This is a genomic window from Segatella baroniae B14 (genome assembly GCF_022024235.1).
Classification (GTDB): domain Bacteria; phylum Bacteroidota; class Bacteroidia; order Bacteroidales; family Bacteroidaceae; genus Prevotella; species Prevotella bryantii.
Genome location: NZ_CP091800.1, coordinates 754,951 through 772,933 on the forward strand (window position 1 = coordinate 754,951; position 17,983 = coordinate 772,933).

Annotated in this window: 9 protein-coding genes and 1 pseudogene; 2 read left to right on the top strand and 8 right to left on the bottom strand. The window is 41.0% G+C overall.

The genetic code is table 11. From position 1 onward, the window contains the following. The first annotated feature begins 281 nt into the window (after window positions 1-281). Complete coding sequence (locus tag L6469_RS13150; RefSeq protein WP_006283102.1) at window positions 282-551, top strand: TIGR03905 family TSCPD domain-containing protein; 270 nt, start codon at window positions 282-284, stop codon at window positions 549-551. A 325-nt stretch (window positions 552-876) separates the two neighbouring features. Then, window positions 877-1,674 (top strand): AraC family transcriptional regulator, encoded by a 798-nt coding sequence (locus L6469_RS13155; protein WP_006283101.1) that lies wholly within the window; start codon window positions 877-879, stop codon window positions 1,672-1,674. Between the two features lie 849 nt (window positions 1,675-2,523). Here the strand turns inward: L6469_RS13155 and L6469_RS13160 are convergent. From L6469_RS13160 to xerA, 8 genes and pseudogenes are all read right to left on the bottom strand, one after another. Next, window positions 2,524-3,837 (bottom strand): annotated as a pseudogene (locus tag L6469_RS13160) (glycoside hydrolase family 43 protein); the annotation flags it as partial. 93 nt (window positions 3,838-3,930) lie between these two features. Beyond that, window positions 3,931-7,023: a glycosyl hydrolase family 28 protein gene (locus L6469_RS13165; protein WP_006283099.1), complete on the bottom strand. Its 3,093-nt coding sequence runs from the start codon at window positions 7,021-7,023 to the stop codon at window positions 3,931-3,933. A 274-nt stretch (window positions 7,024-7,297) separates the two neighbouring features. Then, the gene (locus L6469_RS13170; RefSeq protein ID WP_074803174.1) at window positions 7,298-8,467 is read right to left on the bottom strand and encodes a hypothetical protein; all 1,170 of its coding nucleotides are present in this window, start codon (window positions 8,465-8,467) and stop codon (window positions 7,298-7,300) included. Window positions 8,468-8,935: 468 nt separating this feature from the next. Further along, on the bottom strand, window positions 8,936-11,407 hold the full coding sequence (locus tag L6469_RS13175) for a hypothetical protein (protein WP_039870900.1): 2,472 nt from the start codon (window positions 11,405-11,407) through the stop codon (window positions 8,936-8,938). Beyond that, window positions 11,400-12,920 carry a hypothetical protein gene (locus L6469_RS13180; RefSeq protein WP_143067173.1) on the bottom strand — a complete coding sequence of 507 codons (1,521 nt, stop codon included), beginning with the start codon at window positions 12,918-12,920 and terminating at the stop codon, window positions 11,400-11,402. The genes L6469_RS13175 and L6469_RS13180 overlap by 8 nt, the downstream gene beginning before the upstream one ends. 23 nt (window positions 12,921-12,943) lie before the next feature. Next, window positions 12,944-15,871, bottom strand: a complete 2,928-nt coding sequence (locus L6469_RS13185) for a type I restriction endonuclease subunit R (protein WP_006283095.1) — start codon at window positions 15,869-15,871, stop codon at window positions 12,944-12,946. A gap of 25 nt (window positions 15,872-15,896) precedes the next feature. Continuing rightward, a complete protein-coding gene (locus L6469_RS13190) occupies window positions 15,897-16,970 on the bottom strand; it encodes a restriction endonuclease subunit S (protein ID WP_162091556.1) in 1,074 nt (357 codons plus the stop codon). Window position 16,971: 1 nt separating this feature from the next. Further along, window positions 16,972-17,958: a site-specific tyrosine recombinase/integron integrase gene (gene xerA, locus L6469_RS13195; protein WP_006282654.1), complete on the bottom strand. Its 987-nt coding sequence runs from the start codon at window positions 17,956-17,958 to the stop codon at window positions 16,972-16,974. Between the last annotated feature and the right edge of the window lie 25 nt (window positions 17,959-17,983).

Consider the following 17,983-nt stretch of genomic DNA (forward strand, 5'->3'; position numbering starts at 1 on the left):
ACTACAAATATTTTTAATTGTAGTACTTTTGTACGACAATTTGCTAATTTAGGTTATTTTTTATGCTTTATACATACTTTTTGCTTTAAAAATCATGTAATCTTAACATTCTATATTGGTTTATGTTACAATGAAAAAGGTCTCTTTTTGTCTTGTTTATGATTAGATTCACTAAAAATATTATATCTTTGCAGTCGCAAAAATGAAATATATCTTTTACGACAAAAGATACATAAGATTAAGAGACAAAAACATTTAAACACAAAAAAGGAACAAGAAAGATGGAACAAGTAACATTTGAAACTTGCGGAACATGCGCAAAGGCTATTCAGTTCGAACTAGACGATGAACTCTGTATCCACAATGTACAGTTTATAGGTGGTTGTCCTGGTAATACCGTTGGTGTATCGCGAATGGTAGAGGGCTTAAAAGCCGACGAGGTGATGAAGCGACTTCGTGGTATTCATTGTGGTGCGAAAGGCACTTCTTGCCCAGACCAACTGGCTCAGGCGATCGAAAAGGCGTTGGCAAAGCATGGTATAGCCTCATGATTTTACGATAACTGCAAGACTGATTTATAATTTTGAATCAGTTATAGCATCCCCAATAGTGCTGAACAAAATGGTTTTATGATCACGATTTTTCGATGAAGCCATTCTGTTCAGCACTTATTTTTTCTAATTCCTGATATTAACCATAAAAACTGCCACCTAGTAACAAACGGCATGAGGTGTTGAGATTAAGCAAAGTTTTTTTTCTCGCAAACCGACAGAAAACATCGTTTAGTGTTGTAACCCCAAAAAAATTTGGAGCTTAATACTTTTTTTTATATATTTGCAATATTAAACATATATTATTTTCAAACGTAATATTAGAATGACTTTATATTATTTTGTATTACTTTCAACTTATAATAATATTAGTGCACGTTATTTGAGTACCATGACGATTCATATGAAACCTGCAAAACAACTCATGGGCTGGCAGCATTGGCTCATTATAGGTCTTGTGGCTTGTATACTTTTATTACTGGCCTATATAGGAACCATTCATGTAAAAAAGCACACACTTCATAAGGATAAACAGAATCATTTTTTTTCATCAGGTTTAAGTGATCCGTATGCATCGAAAGCCGTTTATCCGAATCAACAGGATAGAGATGGGCAGGTCACAATTCAGCAGAAACAGGTCGCGGAGCCTAACGATTCTCCTACTGTTATGCCCACTATGAAACAGGAAGAAAAGGAATATGACTCTAATGAATTAACTCAAGAACAAATTCTTGAAGCCCGCCAACAGTTGATTTTAAGTCAAGAAGAGAAAGATGCCAAGATATTCAAAATGCTTCAAGAGCTGATAGAGGGCGAAAAACTGTATCTTAATCCCTCTCTTTCCAGAGCCATGCTATTAAATAAAACGCATATCCAGAAAGCCCAATTCAGTCCGATAATCAGGAAATTTACGAATAAGTCATTTCCCCAATATGTAAACGATCTTCGCTTAAAGCATGCGATAGAGATGATGCGTGAACATGAGGACTATACGATAGATGCCATCGCCATGGAAAGTGGTATGGGATCGATCCAAACATTCTATCGAATATTCACGGAGCGATATGGTATCGCTCCTAATGAATATCGAAAAATTTTAAATGCTAAAAAAGAACAGAACTAAAATGGAAAAGCTTTAAAAATTCTTTTCCATTGTCCATCCTTTTCTTTGTAATAGTAATGGTGAGTTACCAGTAAACCATTTCGCTGCTTCCTGGTCGCCCTTCAACTGCCAGTTAAGCCATGCGATAGCAGGAAATCTGAATTCGCCACCATGCGCTTGGCGATAAGTGCCACCATGACCTACAGGGTAGTTGATGGCAATCGCCTGAACATGATTGATACGATGGTAATCGTCCATACCATTGTTATAAGCGATATCTTCTTTTCCACCTAACATATATAATATAGGTGCATGTATCTTTTTCAGTTGATCCTTACTTGGCATAGGCATATTAGGAATTGTCAAAGAAGCATCGGTAAACAGTCCACTGTTACAGATCAGATAAGCAGAAATGCGAGAATCGGCACCATTGTATAGCGTCTGTAATCCACCGCATGACATCCCCGATGCACAGATTGCCTTCGTATTGATTTTGTGATACAAAGGACTCTTCTTGTCTTTATTTTGTGCCAAAGCCCAGTCTATCGATTCTATCTGCTGTTGTGCGGTAGACATATCGCCATGATAAACCTCATCGTTCTTAGGAAGATAGCCGGTTGCAATCACTAAGTACCCCTGTGATGCGATTTCATTCAGAAACTTATAATGTTCCCATGGTGAGTTAGAGCAGGCTCCATTTCCCCACACCAACACAGGCAACGGATTATTTTCATTGAAGGCAGACAAGTCTTGTGGCATAAACACGGTATGCGCCTCTAACCCTTTGACTTCGCTCATGATAGCCGGATACTTACCGGTACCACCATTTTCTACTATACGCGAATAGGTCACGTGACCTACGGGTTCGTTATCCATTTGCCACCAGTCAAGATTCATCAGACTCTTACCTGCCTTGCCTTTGAATACCAAATATAAATCGTGTACACCTTCTACAGCCTTCAGTCGGGTTTCGAACGTGCGATAGGTTTCTTCACTACCGGTAGACATGATATTGAGAGTACCCAGCAAGGTTCCTTTTTTGTCGTCGATTCTCACCTCGATCTGTCCACCGAGCACAGCAGCGGCATTCATCTTCATGGTATGAGCAGCCTTTCTACCAAAGTCAACCGCCTTGAGCTGGATATATTCGTTGGCATTCACATCGGTAACGACGATATCTTCAACCCCTCTCTTGATCGTTTTCAGTCCATATCCCCAAGCCATAGTTTCAGCCTGAACCTTTTGATACGGATTAAAGGTATTAGCAGGTGCGACAACCACATCCTTGAAATAAGGAGATTCTACGATTGTGCCATCTTCACGATAGTGGAGTGGGAAAGCACCGACAGAGCGACGTTCTTTATGTTCTTTAATACTGATGTTTTTCAGATCATAATTTAATCCAAATCCATAGCTCTTACCTCTGAAGTCGATGATACCAGGATGGTTACCACGGGTACGATCAGTAGGAGCCATAACGTAACCCTTGAATTTCCAAGGACCGAGAGCGTTATCACTCATCGCATAACCGATACCTTCAGGACAGCAGGTAGAGGCGTAAGCCAGATAATAATGGCCATCGCGCTTATAAAACCAAGGACCTTCCTGATAATGTTCCGGCACATCGTGTAGTTTCATCACGTCACTCTTGCAGCTGATCATGTCTTCATTCAGCAAGACACAGTATACATTAGGATTACCCCAGTACATATAAGCCTGTCCATCATCATCGATAAACACCGATGGGTCGATATCATTCCAGTGCTCTTTCTGCCATACCAGCGGTTTGCCGATAGGGTCTTTAAATGGACCATAAGGACTGTCGCTGACGAGTACACCGATACCATGACCGTGTATCGGACAGTACATATACCACTTACCGTTACGTTCAACGACACATTCCGCCCAAGCGCCATTCTCCTTATCATTCCAGGCAAAATCTTTCAGCGATGCCACCGCACCATGATCCTGCCAGTTTACCATATCGGTAGAAGTATAAAGCAGCCAGTCGTACATTTTAAATCCTTCAGCATCATCCTCATCGTGCGTGGTATACAGATAGATGGTATCGCCATGCACATAAGGAGCAGGGTCTGCCGTATATTTAGTTTGGATGATAGGATTCTGAGCCTGTACACTCAGTACACTGCCAGCAAGCAGTGGGAAAATAAGCATTCTCTTCATTTTAATAGGTATATTAGATAATATGGTTTAGTTATTCTTGGGCAAAGATACGATATATGAGAGAAACTTATTTTGTCGTAAATACCATTTTTTTTACTTTTTGTACAGTTTGCAGGTAAATCCACTCAAGTCGACATCTGCGTTTTTGATCATTAAAGGTTTTTTGACTTTGATAAGGCAATTTTCAAATCGTATGGCATCACGCTTGATGGGAGCATCAGGGTATCCTTCTATCACTCCGGCATTATCTGCTGTACCCGTAATATTCCTGATAACGATATTTTTCAATTGGGTGAGTGGTGAGTATGCCGGTTCATCTTCCCCCTTCATTCGCCACGCCATCTGTACACTGATCATATTCTGTGCTTTAGCGATAGCGATGTTGTCGAAGGTAATATTTTCGATAACACCACCTCTGGAAGGTTGACTCTTGAAGCGGATAGGATTCCAGTTTTCACCTTTCATGTCGCAGTTGGCTACGAGTACATCTTTAATATCTCCGCTTACCTCACTACCGATGGCTACACCGCCGTGGCCATAGTCAAAGTGGCAATTTTCGATTTTTATCTGACCGGCATATTGGTTGATTCGTCTGCCATCCACACCTTTACCGCTTTTGATAGAAATACAGTCGTCGTAGGCTTTAATATGACTATCGGTTATCGAGATACCGGTAGAAGAGTCGATATCAATTCCATCGCTACTTGGTATATAATCTTCGGCATCGATACGAATACCATGTACTGTAAAGCCATGCGTATATAAGATATGTAAGCACCAGAACGATTGATTCCTGAAAGCAACATCACGTAGCTCACCGCCATCGCAACGGTTAAAACAGATCACTTTAGGTCTGCCATATACCGACCAACCTATTTTCTTCCATTTTAATCCCTGGGCATCGATGAGTCCCGGTCCATACACCCTACAATCTTCGTTATCATCTACATTGATGAAAGCCGCTCTCGCTTTTTTCATTCTACCTTCCCATCGGGTTTCGATAATCGGATAAAGAGTCGTGTCTACGATACTCGTCAGCACAGCACCTTTCTCGAGTTTCAGGTCAACCCCTCTGGTCAGAAAGATGGCACCGCTTTGATATTTTCCCTTAGGCACAACGACGACACCACCACCATCAGTATGTGCCTGGTCGATAGCTTGCTGAATAGTAGCATATTTCTTGAGGTTATATTCCTGGGAACGTCTTTTAACGACGATGATTTTACTGCCCCAACCTTCAATAGGGAGGTTGATACGCATCTTATTGCCAACTACAGTAGCCGATAATGCTGTCGTTTTACCCGTTATAGCATCCCAAAGTTCTACATCACCCATACAGTTGAGTTCGAGCATCAGGTTTTCATCTTTTTGTCGCTGATTCATGACAAAGAAGATATGATTTTTACCTACTTTTCTCGATGTATACACGATACTGTCGTTGGCTTCGCCGATAATCTGTAACTGTGCAGCTGGCAAATAATTACGCAGTTGATCCGTCCAAACCGTATCCTTCAATTGAAGAGCAGTCTGTATCGGTTGAATAGCTGTAAGTTCCTGAAAGTTGCGAGTCGACATCTGAGTAGGGATATCCCCCCAATAGACCACCTTTCCGCCACGCGCCGCAAATTCCTTGATTTGTCGCCATGCTTTAGCGGTGATAACATCAGCCGTCGGTATGATAAGCGTGTGATACTGCTGTCCACTCTTGTTGATCAGTTTACCATTGACAGGAGTAATCGCCTCATCCAGCGCATCGTCGGTAACGAAGTCGAAGTCATACTGGTGAGTTGTCAGCAGATAGCCGATTGCTTTCATCTGGTCGTATGCCTTATTGTTACCCATCCACAGGGTAGGGATAGGCACATAAAGAGCCACCTGGGCATTTGCCTTACCCAACTGCATCATATAGGTAGCACGATTAACATAATCGTTGAGTGCTTTCATACCCGGTTCTGCCATATATCCATGCGCACCCGACTTGCTCATCCAGAACATAAACTCAAAGAAGTTGATACCTCGTGCTATCTGATAGTCTACTACATACTTCGCTGTTCGGGTATCCAGAGGAGCTCTCCAAGCTGCAAAACTTTCACTGAAAGCCCGCTCCTTATTATATAGGTGTGCCGTAGACGAAGCCAGACGAGGAAATTCAGTGTCAGGATTACCAGGCCATATTTGCGTCCAGATGACGTCGATACCCGGTATTTGTACCTTATTTAATAGTCTGAACGGTTCACCCGATAACTTGATACACCACGGCAGATCATCATCTTTATCCAGATGGGTAATCGATTTTACGCCATGCTGCTTACACCATTCCGCAGGCTTTGCAAAGAAGTTATTCGCAAATCGTTCACTCCATACATCCCAATAATCCGCTTTAGCTGCTTTAATCTTAATAATCTCATTCTCAGACAGTTGACGATTCTCTTTTAAATTACTTTTTAGGTATGGGAAAGCAATAGACTGTCTTTCGTTTTGAATGATATAGCTAAGATAAGGGGTAGGGTCATATCCCTTTTTTGCCCGAAATATATCGATAATATCTGTGGTCCAAGGCACCCTTTGAAAGGCTGGTTCATCGCCTCTGAATCCTAATACAGTGGTACCCAATAGCGGACCCAATGTGCGTTTGTACTCTTCGTGTGTCCACGCGATAAACTGGTCAACCGCTTTTGGATCGAGATAATCACAGAGCGAATTCTTTTCATCCTTTCCGCCCGTAGGATTATTGACGCAGCGCGTATTCGAAGAACGTCGCACCGCCTTCACACTGTCGCCATCTTTCACCAAGGCTTGCATACACAGATCAGGACGCAATTTAGAAAATTTACCACCAGCCATACCACTAGGATATTTTCCCTCATCGATAATCCACATTTTCATATTTCTGGCCTTACAAGCCTCTGCCATCATCTTGACGTTAGCAAACCATTGTTTGCTAAGATATTCGATGCCCATGTGATACCCCGGTTCAATAATCACGTTACGAAATCCTTTGGCTTGAATTTCGTCCAGATCCTTATGGATTACCTGTTGATTGATTTCTCCATCCCAACCCAAGATAACATGGTTACACTTATCAGCAGGAGGATTGATAAAATCGTGTAGGTTTTGAGCCTCAGCACAAACAGCAGAAGCAGACAACAGGCATCCAAGAATAAATTTATGCAAATAGTTTTTCATCGTTTTATCTCATCATCACATTATACGCGCAAAAATAAAAAATATCAAAAATCTTTAACTTTAATTTTTGATATTATACCTACAAAAAAATCCTCCTTCGAATAAACGGAGGGGGATAAACATTCAATATCTGAGATTAACTATATTATTTCCTAGCTTCACAGCCAAAAAATAATCGCCTGCAAAGGTACAAACTATATTTTACCTGTGCAAGCGATTATGCATCTTTTATGCAGAAGGTCTACTGACGTTTCGACATTTTATCTCTGCAGAATTATTTTTTCTGATTGAATTCCTGCTGATAACCTTCTGATGTAATCAAGTTATTGATGAAATTCTTATCGAGATTCAGGTTAGGATTATCATAAGCATTGATAACCATACCCGCATTTTGAATCTTCTGCTTATATTCCTCAGGAATCTTGTTTTCTGTCTCCTGTGCAATATTAGTCTGAATATGCTGTGTCATCGCCAAAGCATCCTGGAAACTCATAGGCAACATGACACTTGCTTCTATCTCAGTCTCTGCACCGGCACTTTCTTTCATCTTTTCGATATACGTATTGTAAGAGCGATGGTCGGTAAAAAGTGGGAACATCATCGCATCATCAGAAATCAGCCATTTCACATCGAGAGTCCATCCCCCCTTAATACCATGCGCCTCGTTAACGATCTCCTGGGTCAATACTTTACCCTCTTCGTCTCTTACGATAACAGGAGCAACATAGATATTATGGCATAACATGAACGAAACGATATTCATGTAGTTAGGATCCTGATTGAGGAAAGGTACATCACGAATCAAACCCTTCAGGAATGGATTTTCTACATCGTTTGGACTCTTGATAATCTTCATTGGTGGAACATTAGTAACAACCATAAGTGGAGCTACCAACTGCTTATTCTTGATACCCTTGATCACGATTCTCGCAGCTTTATCCTCTAAGTGCTGAGCAGAAATCTGACTATTATCCTCAATATGAACCACTTTCGCCTTCATGACACCACTAGGACAGCAGATATATACCTCGTCATTGATTTCTATCTTGCCATGTACATTACCATTAACTTCTACCTCATCATCCTGAAGCGGAAGGGTTTTTAAGATAACCATCGTAAATTTATGGTCCATCGTGTCGATATCTATATCGGCTACATCTTCCATTTTAATAAAGTCTTCTGGCATATGGAACTGAGGTTGCTGTGGCTGAGGTTGAGGTTTGGCTTCAGCAGTAGCATTTTCTAAAGGTTTTGTTTCCACTGTTGCTGCAACAGGCTGTTCTATCTTTTCTTCCGCTTTAGTTTCTTCAACTTTAGTTTCTTCTGCCTGATTCTCTTGAGCAGGAGTATTCTCATGAACGTTAGAGGTTACTTCGGGATTTACATTTTTAGGTTGTGAATCATTTTCTTCATTTTTACCAAACAATTTCTTAAAAATATTCATATTTCTTCGATTTTTTAGGTTTATATTGATTACGATTTATAAAACATTCACAAAGGTATAATATTTTTTTAAAAATCATGAAAGGTTAGCCATGTTTTTCTATAAAAACTACAATAACGTGGGTTCGACGAATTCAAAATAAAGCAAGTTGCGTATCAATAGTTCTTATTTCATGATTATGCTTTAATTCCACAAATGACCGAATGAAATTGCTACTAGTTGGCGGTGGCGGTTCCACAAGTGAACTTACCAACTGGGACGGCACGAAGAAAAAGACTGGATGGGGAATTTAAGTGGTGTCTTTTCACTCACAACCACATTGGCGAAACGCCAATGTGGTTTAACCTCTGGTAGAGATTGGTCGTAAATAAATTCGTCAGTTTTGACTGACGAATTATTTCAATACTATTCAATTCCTACACCATAATACATGTTTATCGTTCAACAGTATATGATCTGTAACTTTTTTCAGAGGTCATAGTACCCCTTGAATTTTGTGCCTGTTGTACTACTAATCTTGTCATCGAACCATGGTGCATGGTAAGCATAGCTCCATCCTTTAGATGTGCGTTTTAGATTATCTACTATCAGGAATCCAAATCCTCTGCGCAACATGAAAATTTTATCATGCCAAAGGGAGAATTCCTCTATGGGTGTTTCATCATTCAAATATACGGCAGCAATACTTCTAATTCTATCTATACTTTTCTGATTCAAAACTTCAGCATTTAATATTTCAATCTGGCTATCCATCAATGGTAAAATATCATTAATTTCTTCTTGCCCCTTCCATAGTTCGAACGTATTGAGAACCAGCTGTGGCATAAGACAGTCCTGTTTGTCATATCCAAAGAAGCATAAGACGGTTAGCAAGTCAACAGTAGCATCGTTGAGTAATTCACGGATTTTTCGGTTTCTCAACGTGTCAGCATCAGGAAGCTTGTTCGAATATAACGAAAGGAAGTATCCTGCACATTTTATGAAAAGTTCCCTTACTTCGGATGGTTTTTTGACGACTTGACCATATTTATTCATCATAAAGATGATTGCTCGTGCTGCCACAGCAATAGATGAAGCTGCATTGAGGCCAGGGACAGCTTGTAGGCATTGGCGACTAACGGCCTTGCTATAATCTCCAAAGATGCTATTATCTTTTGTTTTCTCTTGCAGGAAACTTAGCATCTTCTTTAAAAAACAAACGACATCATTTCGCATCTTCGTAGCATCACTTACTTCAGAAGATTTACGGTCAAAGTCTTTTTCTTTCTCATCATCGTCTTTAGAGCCCTCGTTGTCAATTGTAAGAAGGTCATCATCTGTATCATCTATTTCTTCATTCTTAAATAAGATTTGCCGCAGATACCCGAGAATCCTTATTCCAGAATGCATACTAATACTCAGTGTGCTATCTTTCAAAGCATTAAATCTGTCACTGGTTACGGTGATATCTTCTTTTTCTTCTAAGGCAGTTTCGTCTGTGGCTTTCATCGATTTTGACTTCTTTTTAGAATCGTCAAATTCGATGTAGCCAAGAATATGACTTAGGTTCTCCAACAGGTCAGGATCGTCAAGCAGTCTTGAAAGTTTCCTCCGCTTGGGATCGGGATTACCTCGTTCTACATTCACCTCTCGGACCACTAGCAGTCGGTTAGATATTTCAATTCCATTGTTCATCAGGACTGCCATATTCAGATTAGATATGTCCACTTCAGCAATACTAATTGACATGTCCTGTCTGGTGATGATATTCTTTTGGCAAATTATGTTTTGGTGGCTGTCAAGCAAAGCAAGTTTGCCCTTTATTCCGTCCTTGCTAAATTGGAGTATCAATTCATCATTCTGCTCTTCACAGTACACGAACTTTACTTGCAGCTTATCTGGTTGTTTTTCAACTTGCTTAGGTTTAATAATACTCTTTTTCTCTTCTTGAGTGAGAGCGGTGTATTTCAGACCCAATTCCGCTATATAATTTCTCTGTGAATTACAGTGAAGAAGAATACATACTTCATCATTGAATGCATAATGACCTGTACCAAGTGCCATGTTACCAGCATTCGCGCTACCGCAAAGCAACCACGTTTCATCTTCTGCTTGCACCTCAAAGATTTTTGCATGTAGAGGATTCGGTGAGTCCGCCTTACAAAAAACAATAGATGTATTTGTTTTCAATAAGGAGTAAGGAGCGCTTTGTCTTTCCAAGTCAAGAATGCACAGCATCTCTTTAGGTACAAGTTGTTTATTAAGCGCAGACAAAGCGTCGCCTTCAGCATCGTAAAAAGGGGCAATAACTCTAATGCTGACAATTTTCTTATCACCTATTGATAACAATAACTTATCCAGAATAGTAGATTCTGCCGTGTTATAGAGCAAAGTACATTCCTCTCCAGATGATAGCAAGACGGTACTATCAGTTGTCTCTTGGTGTAGCCAAGGACTTTGTTCCAACATCCAGTCTATTTGTCGCGACACTAAAGAAGATGTTTGATTTGCGGACTTAGAGAGATACTTCCACGCCTGATAGAACAAAGGATAATGAATCGAATTATTACCTTGGATGTGAAAAGCGTTCCAAATCTCATCATTATTGGCAAGTCCGCTATATGTAAGGTTTCCGCTACCGACAATCAAAGTGCCCTCTTCCTCGCCAAAAAGGAGTACCACTTTAGGATGAAACACACCAGAATGAAAGCTCTCCTTCCTAACGAGTGTGTAATTATACTGAGAAACGCGATGGCATTGATAGTTTGAATCAGAAAGAAGCTGGTCATACATACTTGCATCCATCAACACAACTACATTGGTTATACCCAATTTTCGCAACGTCGAGAGATATACAGCCTCAAAATATATTGGGTCGAAGCTATATGTGGTTAGCAAGGCCGAATGATAGATATTGGTTCGGTCTCCCAGTAGTTTTATTATATTCTGTCTTTCAATCATCTTGCAATCGTTCTAATAGTTCTAGCCCTTTGTCTGTTACCTGGTAGCCATCAATCAGGCCTAGGTCTGTCGCATAGTTTCTCAACGTATCAATACGTGGTGAACTGTGAGTCGCGCTATATGTAGCAATGCCTCGTACATAGCCATTTTCAATTGTCAATTTCTGAGTAGGAATGCCATTCTGACTAAACTTCCTCATAGACTCAGAATAATGGTTGTATATGATATTCTCAGTAAGGAATTTCTTAATGAAGAGGAAGGTGCTGCAACTCAGATTTTTCTCTGTATCATCAAAGGCATCCAATGCGTCGTTGCTTACACTTCGGAAGAAAGATCTGATAATGGACTTGCATTCCTTATACGAAGGGTTCCTTTTGTAGTTGTCCAAAATAACGTAAAAGGCATGTGCCATTTTTTCTTCTGGCTCTTCTACAGAATCCCATCTGTTGAGCAGTTCACCAATTGAGGAGTTAGCAGCACCGAGGTTCTCGCAGACTTCGGCAGCAAGTGTGGAAGAAAAATCATCAATATTCTCCCATTGACCAGGCTTAGTGCTTTCATGCAATCTGTTAAGAAGCACGTCAAAGATATTCAAAGCTTCATATTGGCGGCTGTCATTCAGGTAATAAGCATACCAACCAACAGCGGCAGTACTTCTTTCTGAGCCTTTGTTATAGCTGTCATACACATATTTGGCAAATTCCAATTCTGAGAAATTGCTCAACGAGAAAGCTTTCATGTAGGACAACAAAAGTCTTAAACTATCCTTGCGAAGTTTACTTTCGGTAAGAGACGAAGGCTTGTCATTTTGCAGCAGCAGATTAAGTAAGAGATTGCGCTCATTGTTATCAGTCATGTTGTGACTCTGAAAAACTGGCTCCAACAAAGCAAGTTGTTCCCTTGTCACTATTCCTGAGTGGACAGAATCAAAGAACAACTTACTCATTTCCAAACCTACACTTTGTTGAAAAACATCGGCCAAGTCCTCTCCACTGATATAATCTTCGGATTTAGGTGTAACATTGTAAAGGCTTGTATTATCCTCCAATGGCGCTATAATTCCCATTTCCTGCAAAGAAGTCGCATAGTATGTGCCAAATGCTCCATAAGAGCCTTTCCAGTAACCACCTATAGGTTTCCCTTTAGGCATAGCATCTTCGTTGAAATTGATGACATCTTCTCCTTTCCCAATGATTTCAGAAGCACGAGTAATGCCCGGTACGCCACCACTAAAGTTGCTTTGGGCATGTATTAGGGCCATCAATAGCTCAGACATTCTTATGTGTCGTTGAAGGTCTGCTTTTTTAGCCTCAGTCCGTTTGGCATAGAATGATTTGAGAAGCCAACAATAGAAACTATAGTAACGAATTCTTAGTGTCACGACGTTAAGTCCAGGCAACAGCGTTGTAAACAGTTGCTCAGATGCGGTACGAATACCAAGTGGATTCAGCCCTACACTAAGTGGTTTGTTGTCACCCATAAAGGGAGCATAGCACATATTACTTTTTAACATCCCAATTAGAAACAGATTGTTGTTTAGTAGTACATCTCTATATAGCTGTAAGCTTTCTCGAAAACGTCATTATCCTTAATCTGGTACTTGATCCAGAGAATAGAGCGAAGTTTCTTCTTAATCTCACGTCTGGCGGTAATGCTTTGGAATGCATCATTGAACTGGCGAATGATATTGACCACTTCATTGTCAATGTCGTTCACCACTTGTTCAACAATGATAGGCGTTTCCTCCGACTTGATACTCTGGAAGAGATCTGTCAGCGCAGCTCTTGCCTGAGCCCGCTTGTCCATCGGCTGCTCAATCTTCTTTTCTGCTTCCAGCAATTCACGAGCCATCTGCAACAATTGCTTCAAGAAGTCAATGCTTGAAATCAAGTTCTGTTCCATGCGCTCACGCAATTCATCCAGCTTGTCTGCAAATTTCTTGAACTTCGGATCGCCTTTATGCTCGCCAAGTCGAATCTTCAGCATCTTCTCAACCTCGACAATCTTCTTCTCACGTTTCTTTTCGTCTTCCAAAACGGAGTCGATGATGTCTGCATCTACAACGAGGTCTTCAAGTGGAGTGCCTATGTCAATGGTGTCAATATTGTTATGGATTATCTCTATGGTCTTAGCTCCAAGCAAAGTCCAAATCAGGTTTCCGCCACTTACAGGACGTACACTCTGATATACCTGAGCCAGCCAAGTGTAATCACTTGAATACGGAGCGAGGAACTCATCAGGCGAAATTATCTCCCAGGCTTTTGCCAGACGTGCAAAGTGGCGTGCAAAGTTTGTCTTCACGCCTTCTTCCTTCAGGCATTGCTGAGCAGCTGTCAGACCTTCCCAACCACCAATAGTGCGGTCAACACCTGGGAAGAATTGCAGACACTCCTGCATGAATGTAGGAATGACAGCCTTTATCTCATCCATATTCTTGATGATAGTCTTCACGCTTTCCTCGTCGAATGCAAGGCTCTTGGCTACATCCTCAAACACACCGACGAAGTCAACAATCAGACCGCACTTTTTGTTCTCGTTATAAGTGCGGTTAGTACGGCAGATAGCCTGTAGCAGCGTATGATTCTTCATAGGCTTGTCAAGATACATACACTGAAGGATTGGTGCATCAAAACCTGTCAGCAGTTTGCTGGTCACGATGACGAACTTCAAAGGTGACAACGGGTCACGGAATTGATCGAGCAGTTTCTTTTCCTCATCGCGACTACGCTTATATGCCTTGTATTCATCAGCTTTATCACCCGCAGTATGCATAACGATGGTTGTCTGGTCATCCGTACCAAGCAAGGCATCTAATGCTTTCTTGTACTTCACGCAGCAGTCACGGTTATATACCACTACCTGAGCCTTCATACCTGTTGGCTCCACATACTCACGGAAATGGTTTACGATATATTTACATACATCATTGATACGCTTTTCTGCCGTAAAGAACGCCTCTACACTTGTGCGTCGAACAAGTTCTTGTTTGTCTTCCTCGCTTATCTGGTCGGTCAGTGCATCAAACTCTTCCTGAAGCTTAGCCTCGTCAAGATGCATTTCCACAGGAACAGTTTGGAAATTCAACTCCAAGGTGGCACCATCATCGACAGAGTTTTGGAATGTGTACTTAGATATATAACCATATTCGTCTTCTTCGCTGCCGAAGCAAGCAAAGGTATTATGGTCATTGCGGTTGATAGGTGTACCTGTCAAACCGAAGAAAAATGCATTAGGCAGTGCTGTTCGCATTTTCTTTCCGAGGTCGCCTTCCTGTGTGCGGTGGGCCTCGTCCATGAGCAGGATGATGTTGTCGCGGTCATCTATCACCTCGCCATCGTTCAGATCACCAAACTTGAATATTGTAGTGATGAGGATCTTGCGCTGGTGTATCTTCGTTTCCAGTTCTTCCTTTGAAGATATTCCATCTACGTTCGGAATCTCAGCACGGGTAAAGTCACCCGTAATCTGGTCTTCAAGGTCGATGCGGTCATCTACAATGACCACAGTCGGAGCCTTCAGGTCATTCTGACGGCGTAATTTCTGAGCAGCGAACACCATCAGCCATGATTTACCAGAACCTTGGAAGTGCCAGATGAGTCCTTTTCTCGGGCCCTTTCCTGCACGGTATGTGCCCAAAACGCGTTGTACGATGGCTTCACCACCAAGATACTGCTGATAACGGCATACAATCTTTATCTTTCTGCCACCAGAAGTACCCGTAAATACCGTGTAATAGCGATAGATGTCAAGCAAACGTTCTGGCGTAATCAGTGAAATATAGTTATGCTCCACATCTTCAAGCGTACCATGCCTACGTTCCTCATCAGCAAACCAAGGGCCCCATTTATCCACGGGACAACCAATGCCTGCATATTGTAGTTCTCGTCCTTCGCTGGCGAAAGTAAGGATGTTCGGTACAAACATTTCTGGGATGCTCTTCTGATAGTGAAGAATATCCGTTGCACCATCAGCCCATGTAACTGAAGACTTAACTGGTGTCTTGGCTTCACCTATTACCATAGGTATTCCATTGATGATATATACCAGGTCAAGACGCTTGCCACCTTCCTTACTCTTGCGAGGGAACTCCCATTGATTGGTGACTACACATCGATTCTCAGAAGGTTTATCGCTGAAGAAGCGGATGTTGATATTCTCTCCATCCTCGCCGAAAGGATAGGAGTTTTCCTCAAACAACAAGCGACGGAAACGGTCATTAGCGTTTATCAACTCTTCAGGATTAGTGCTAATGCTACATGCAGCACGAAGTCTGTAAACCACCTGTGCTGCTTGGTCTTCAGTGATGGGGTTAAGCCGTCTCAGTGCTGTGACAAGCCATTCTGTCACCAGTACTTCGTCAGGCAATCGCGGAACTTCCTGTGGCTCCACATAAATCCAGCCACACTTTCCTGCGGCATTGATGAGCATCTGCTCAACGGTATTTTCTTCATTAAAGTATGCCATAATATATTGTATTTTTTATTTTCATTTAACATGCAATCCTATATTGCAAGACAGATCCTGATTTATCGGTCTGTTCTGCAATTCGAACGAACTTCTTTTGCTCATCCATATTCGGAAGAATAGCCTTGATTCTTCCAAAGTCTTTTACAGAGAAACTTGCTTGATTAACAGCAGGCTTCGTTATGTTGGCTATCTCATTTTTAATTATATTGGAACGTAACATATGAATAGCAAATACAGGATTCATAATTTCACACTTAGGTCTCAAGCACAACAAGTTCATACCATGAATTATAGTCTCATTACCTGTTTGAGAATATAGAGCACACTTTCCGATGTGCTTTAGACTGTTGATATGAGAAATGAGAATGTCATTATTTTGTAAATAATAAGGCTTGTATTTGTCATCAATAATTCCTGCATATCCCATTTTCGCACGGTCTACAATTTCCTCGGAAATCGTTTCTATTCTTGTAATAGGAATTCCGCCTTCAATTTGGCCCTGTTTAATGTTCGCTCCATTTCTGATTACAGAAAAGCACTCATTCATGTCATTGATTAATGGAGACTGTCCAAACATCTCGATAAATTGCGATATGAGCCCGTCAAATCCTGATTTATCGGCCTGTTCGGCAATTGACACAAACTTATTTTGGAGTTCAATTGATGGAAGCAAAACAGGTATTTCTTTCATCTTCTTTTGTGTCAACTTTAACCTTGTTGTTCCACTAACGTAAGGCATCAAATCTGTTATCTTCAAATATTGATGAAGATATTTTATTTCACAGCATTCTTTAGCCTTAACTAGGTGAGCATGGTTGTTAACCCATGCCTTGCCGTTAATGATATAGGAACTATCTTCGCCTGCTTTATAATTACCACAATCTTCTGCAATACAAAGAAGTTCTTCGTCTGTGATATAGTCATTAATATAGTCGACAACACCTGTTGCGCCATAATATGGGTACAATTCTCCTTCCTTCATAGAACCGCGAACTCCGTCATTGATAGGCTTTCTACAATCATCTTTTACAACAACTACATTCTCCAATGGTTCATAGTTGTCTTCGCTTTTGAACATCTCGATAAATTGCGACATACTATCCAATGAATTTATGGTGAGATAACTTAACATTGTTCTGATTCACCATTGCGTACTGCAATGTTGTGTCGAGACTTTGATGACCTAACAGATGCTGGACTTGCTCGATGGGCATGCCTTTATCTATAGCCATTGTAGCAAGAGTACGACGGAACTTGTGAGGATGAACTTTTGGAATGTTCAACTCTCGCCCAAGTCGCCGTAGACGGATTTCTACACCGCTAATTTCTAAGCGGTTATTTGGGGACAATAATGACACAAAGAGCGCATCATTTGTGTCAGTACGGCTATTAACATATTTCTGAAGGTGTATCTTGGTACGGGCATCGAAGTAAACCTTTCGCTGTTTATCTCCCTTACCCGTAACGATACACTCTCTATTCTGATAGTCAATATCGTTTTTGTTGAGCCTTACCAATTCGCCTACTCGCATTCCTGTGGAAGCGAGTAGGTCTATTAGAGCAAGATCACGTATATTCGAACAATGGTCACGCATCTGCTCTAAGGCTTCATCGGTATAGGTTTCCTTAACGGTCTTGCCAACTTTCACTTTGTGTATTCGCCGTACAGGACTCTTTACTATGTAGTTCTCCTCTTCAAGCCAAGAGAAGAAACTGGATAAAATGCGCCGGATGTTATCAACCGTCACTTTACTTGCACCACTTTCTTCCTGATATTGGTTCAAATAACCTCGCAAGTCATCGGTGGTGATATGCACAACCTCTTTCTTAATTTTAACAAGAGCATTATTTATTGTACTCTTGTAGTAAGAGATAGACTTATCAGAGCAGCCTTCAACTTTCTTGGCAGCTATGAAATTGTCAATAAGAGTCTGGTTGTTACTTTCTGTATGTACAGATTCTTTCTTAGTCACGGAAATATTGCGAAAGGTGTAATCAAGCACCTTTCGCAACTGGCTTAGCTGCTCATTATCAAGAACATTGAGCATCGCCTGTTCTATTTCATTAATTAAATTGTCAATCATATCTTTATATGTTTTGTTGATTTAA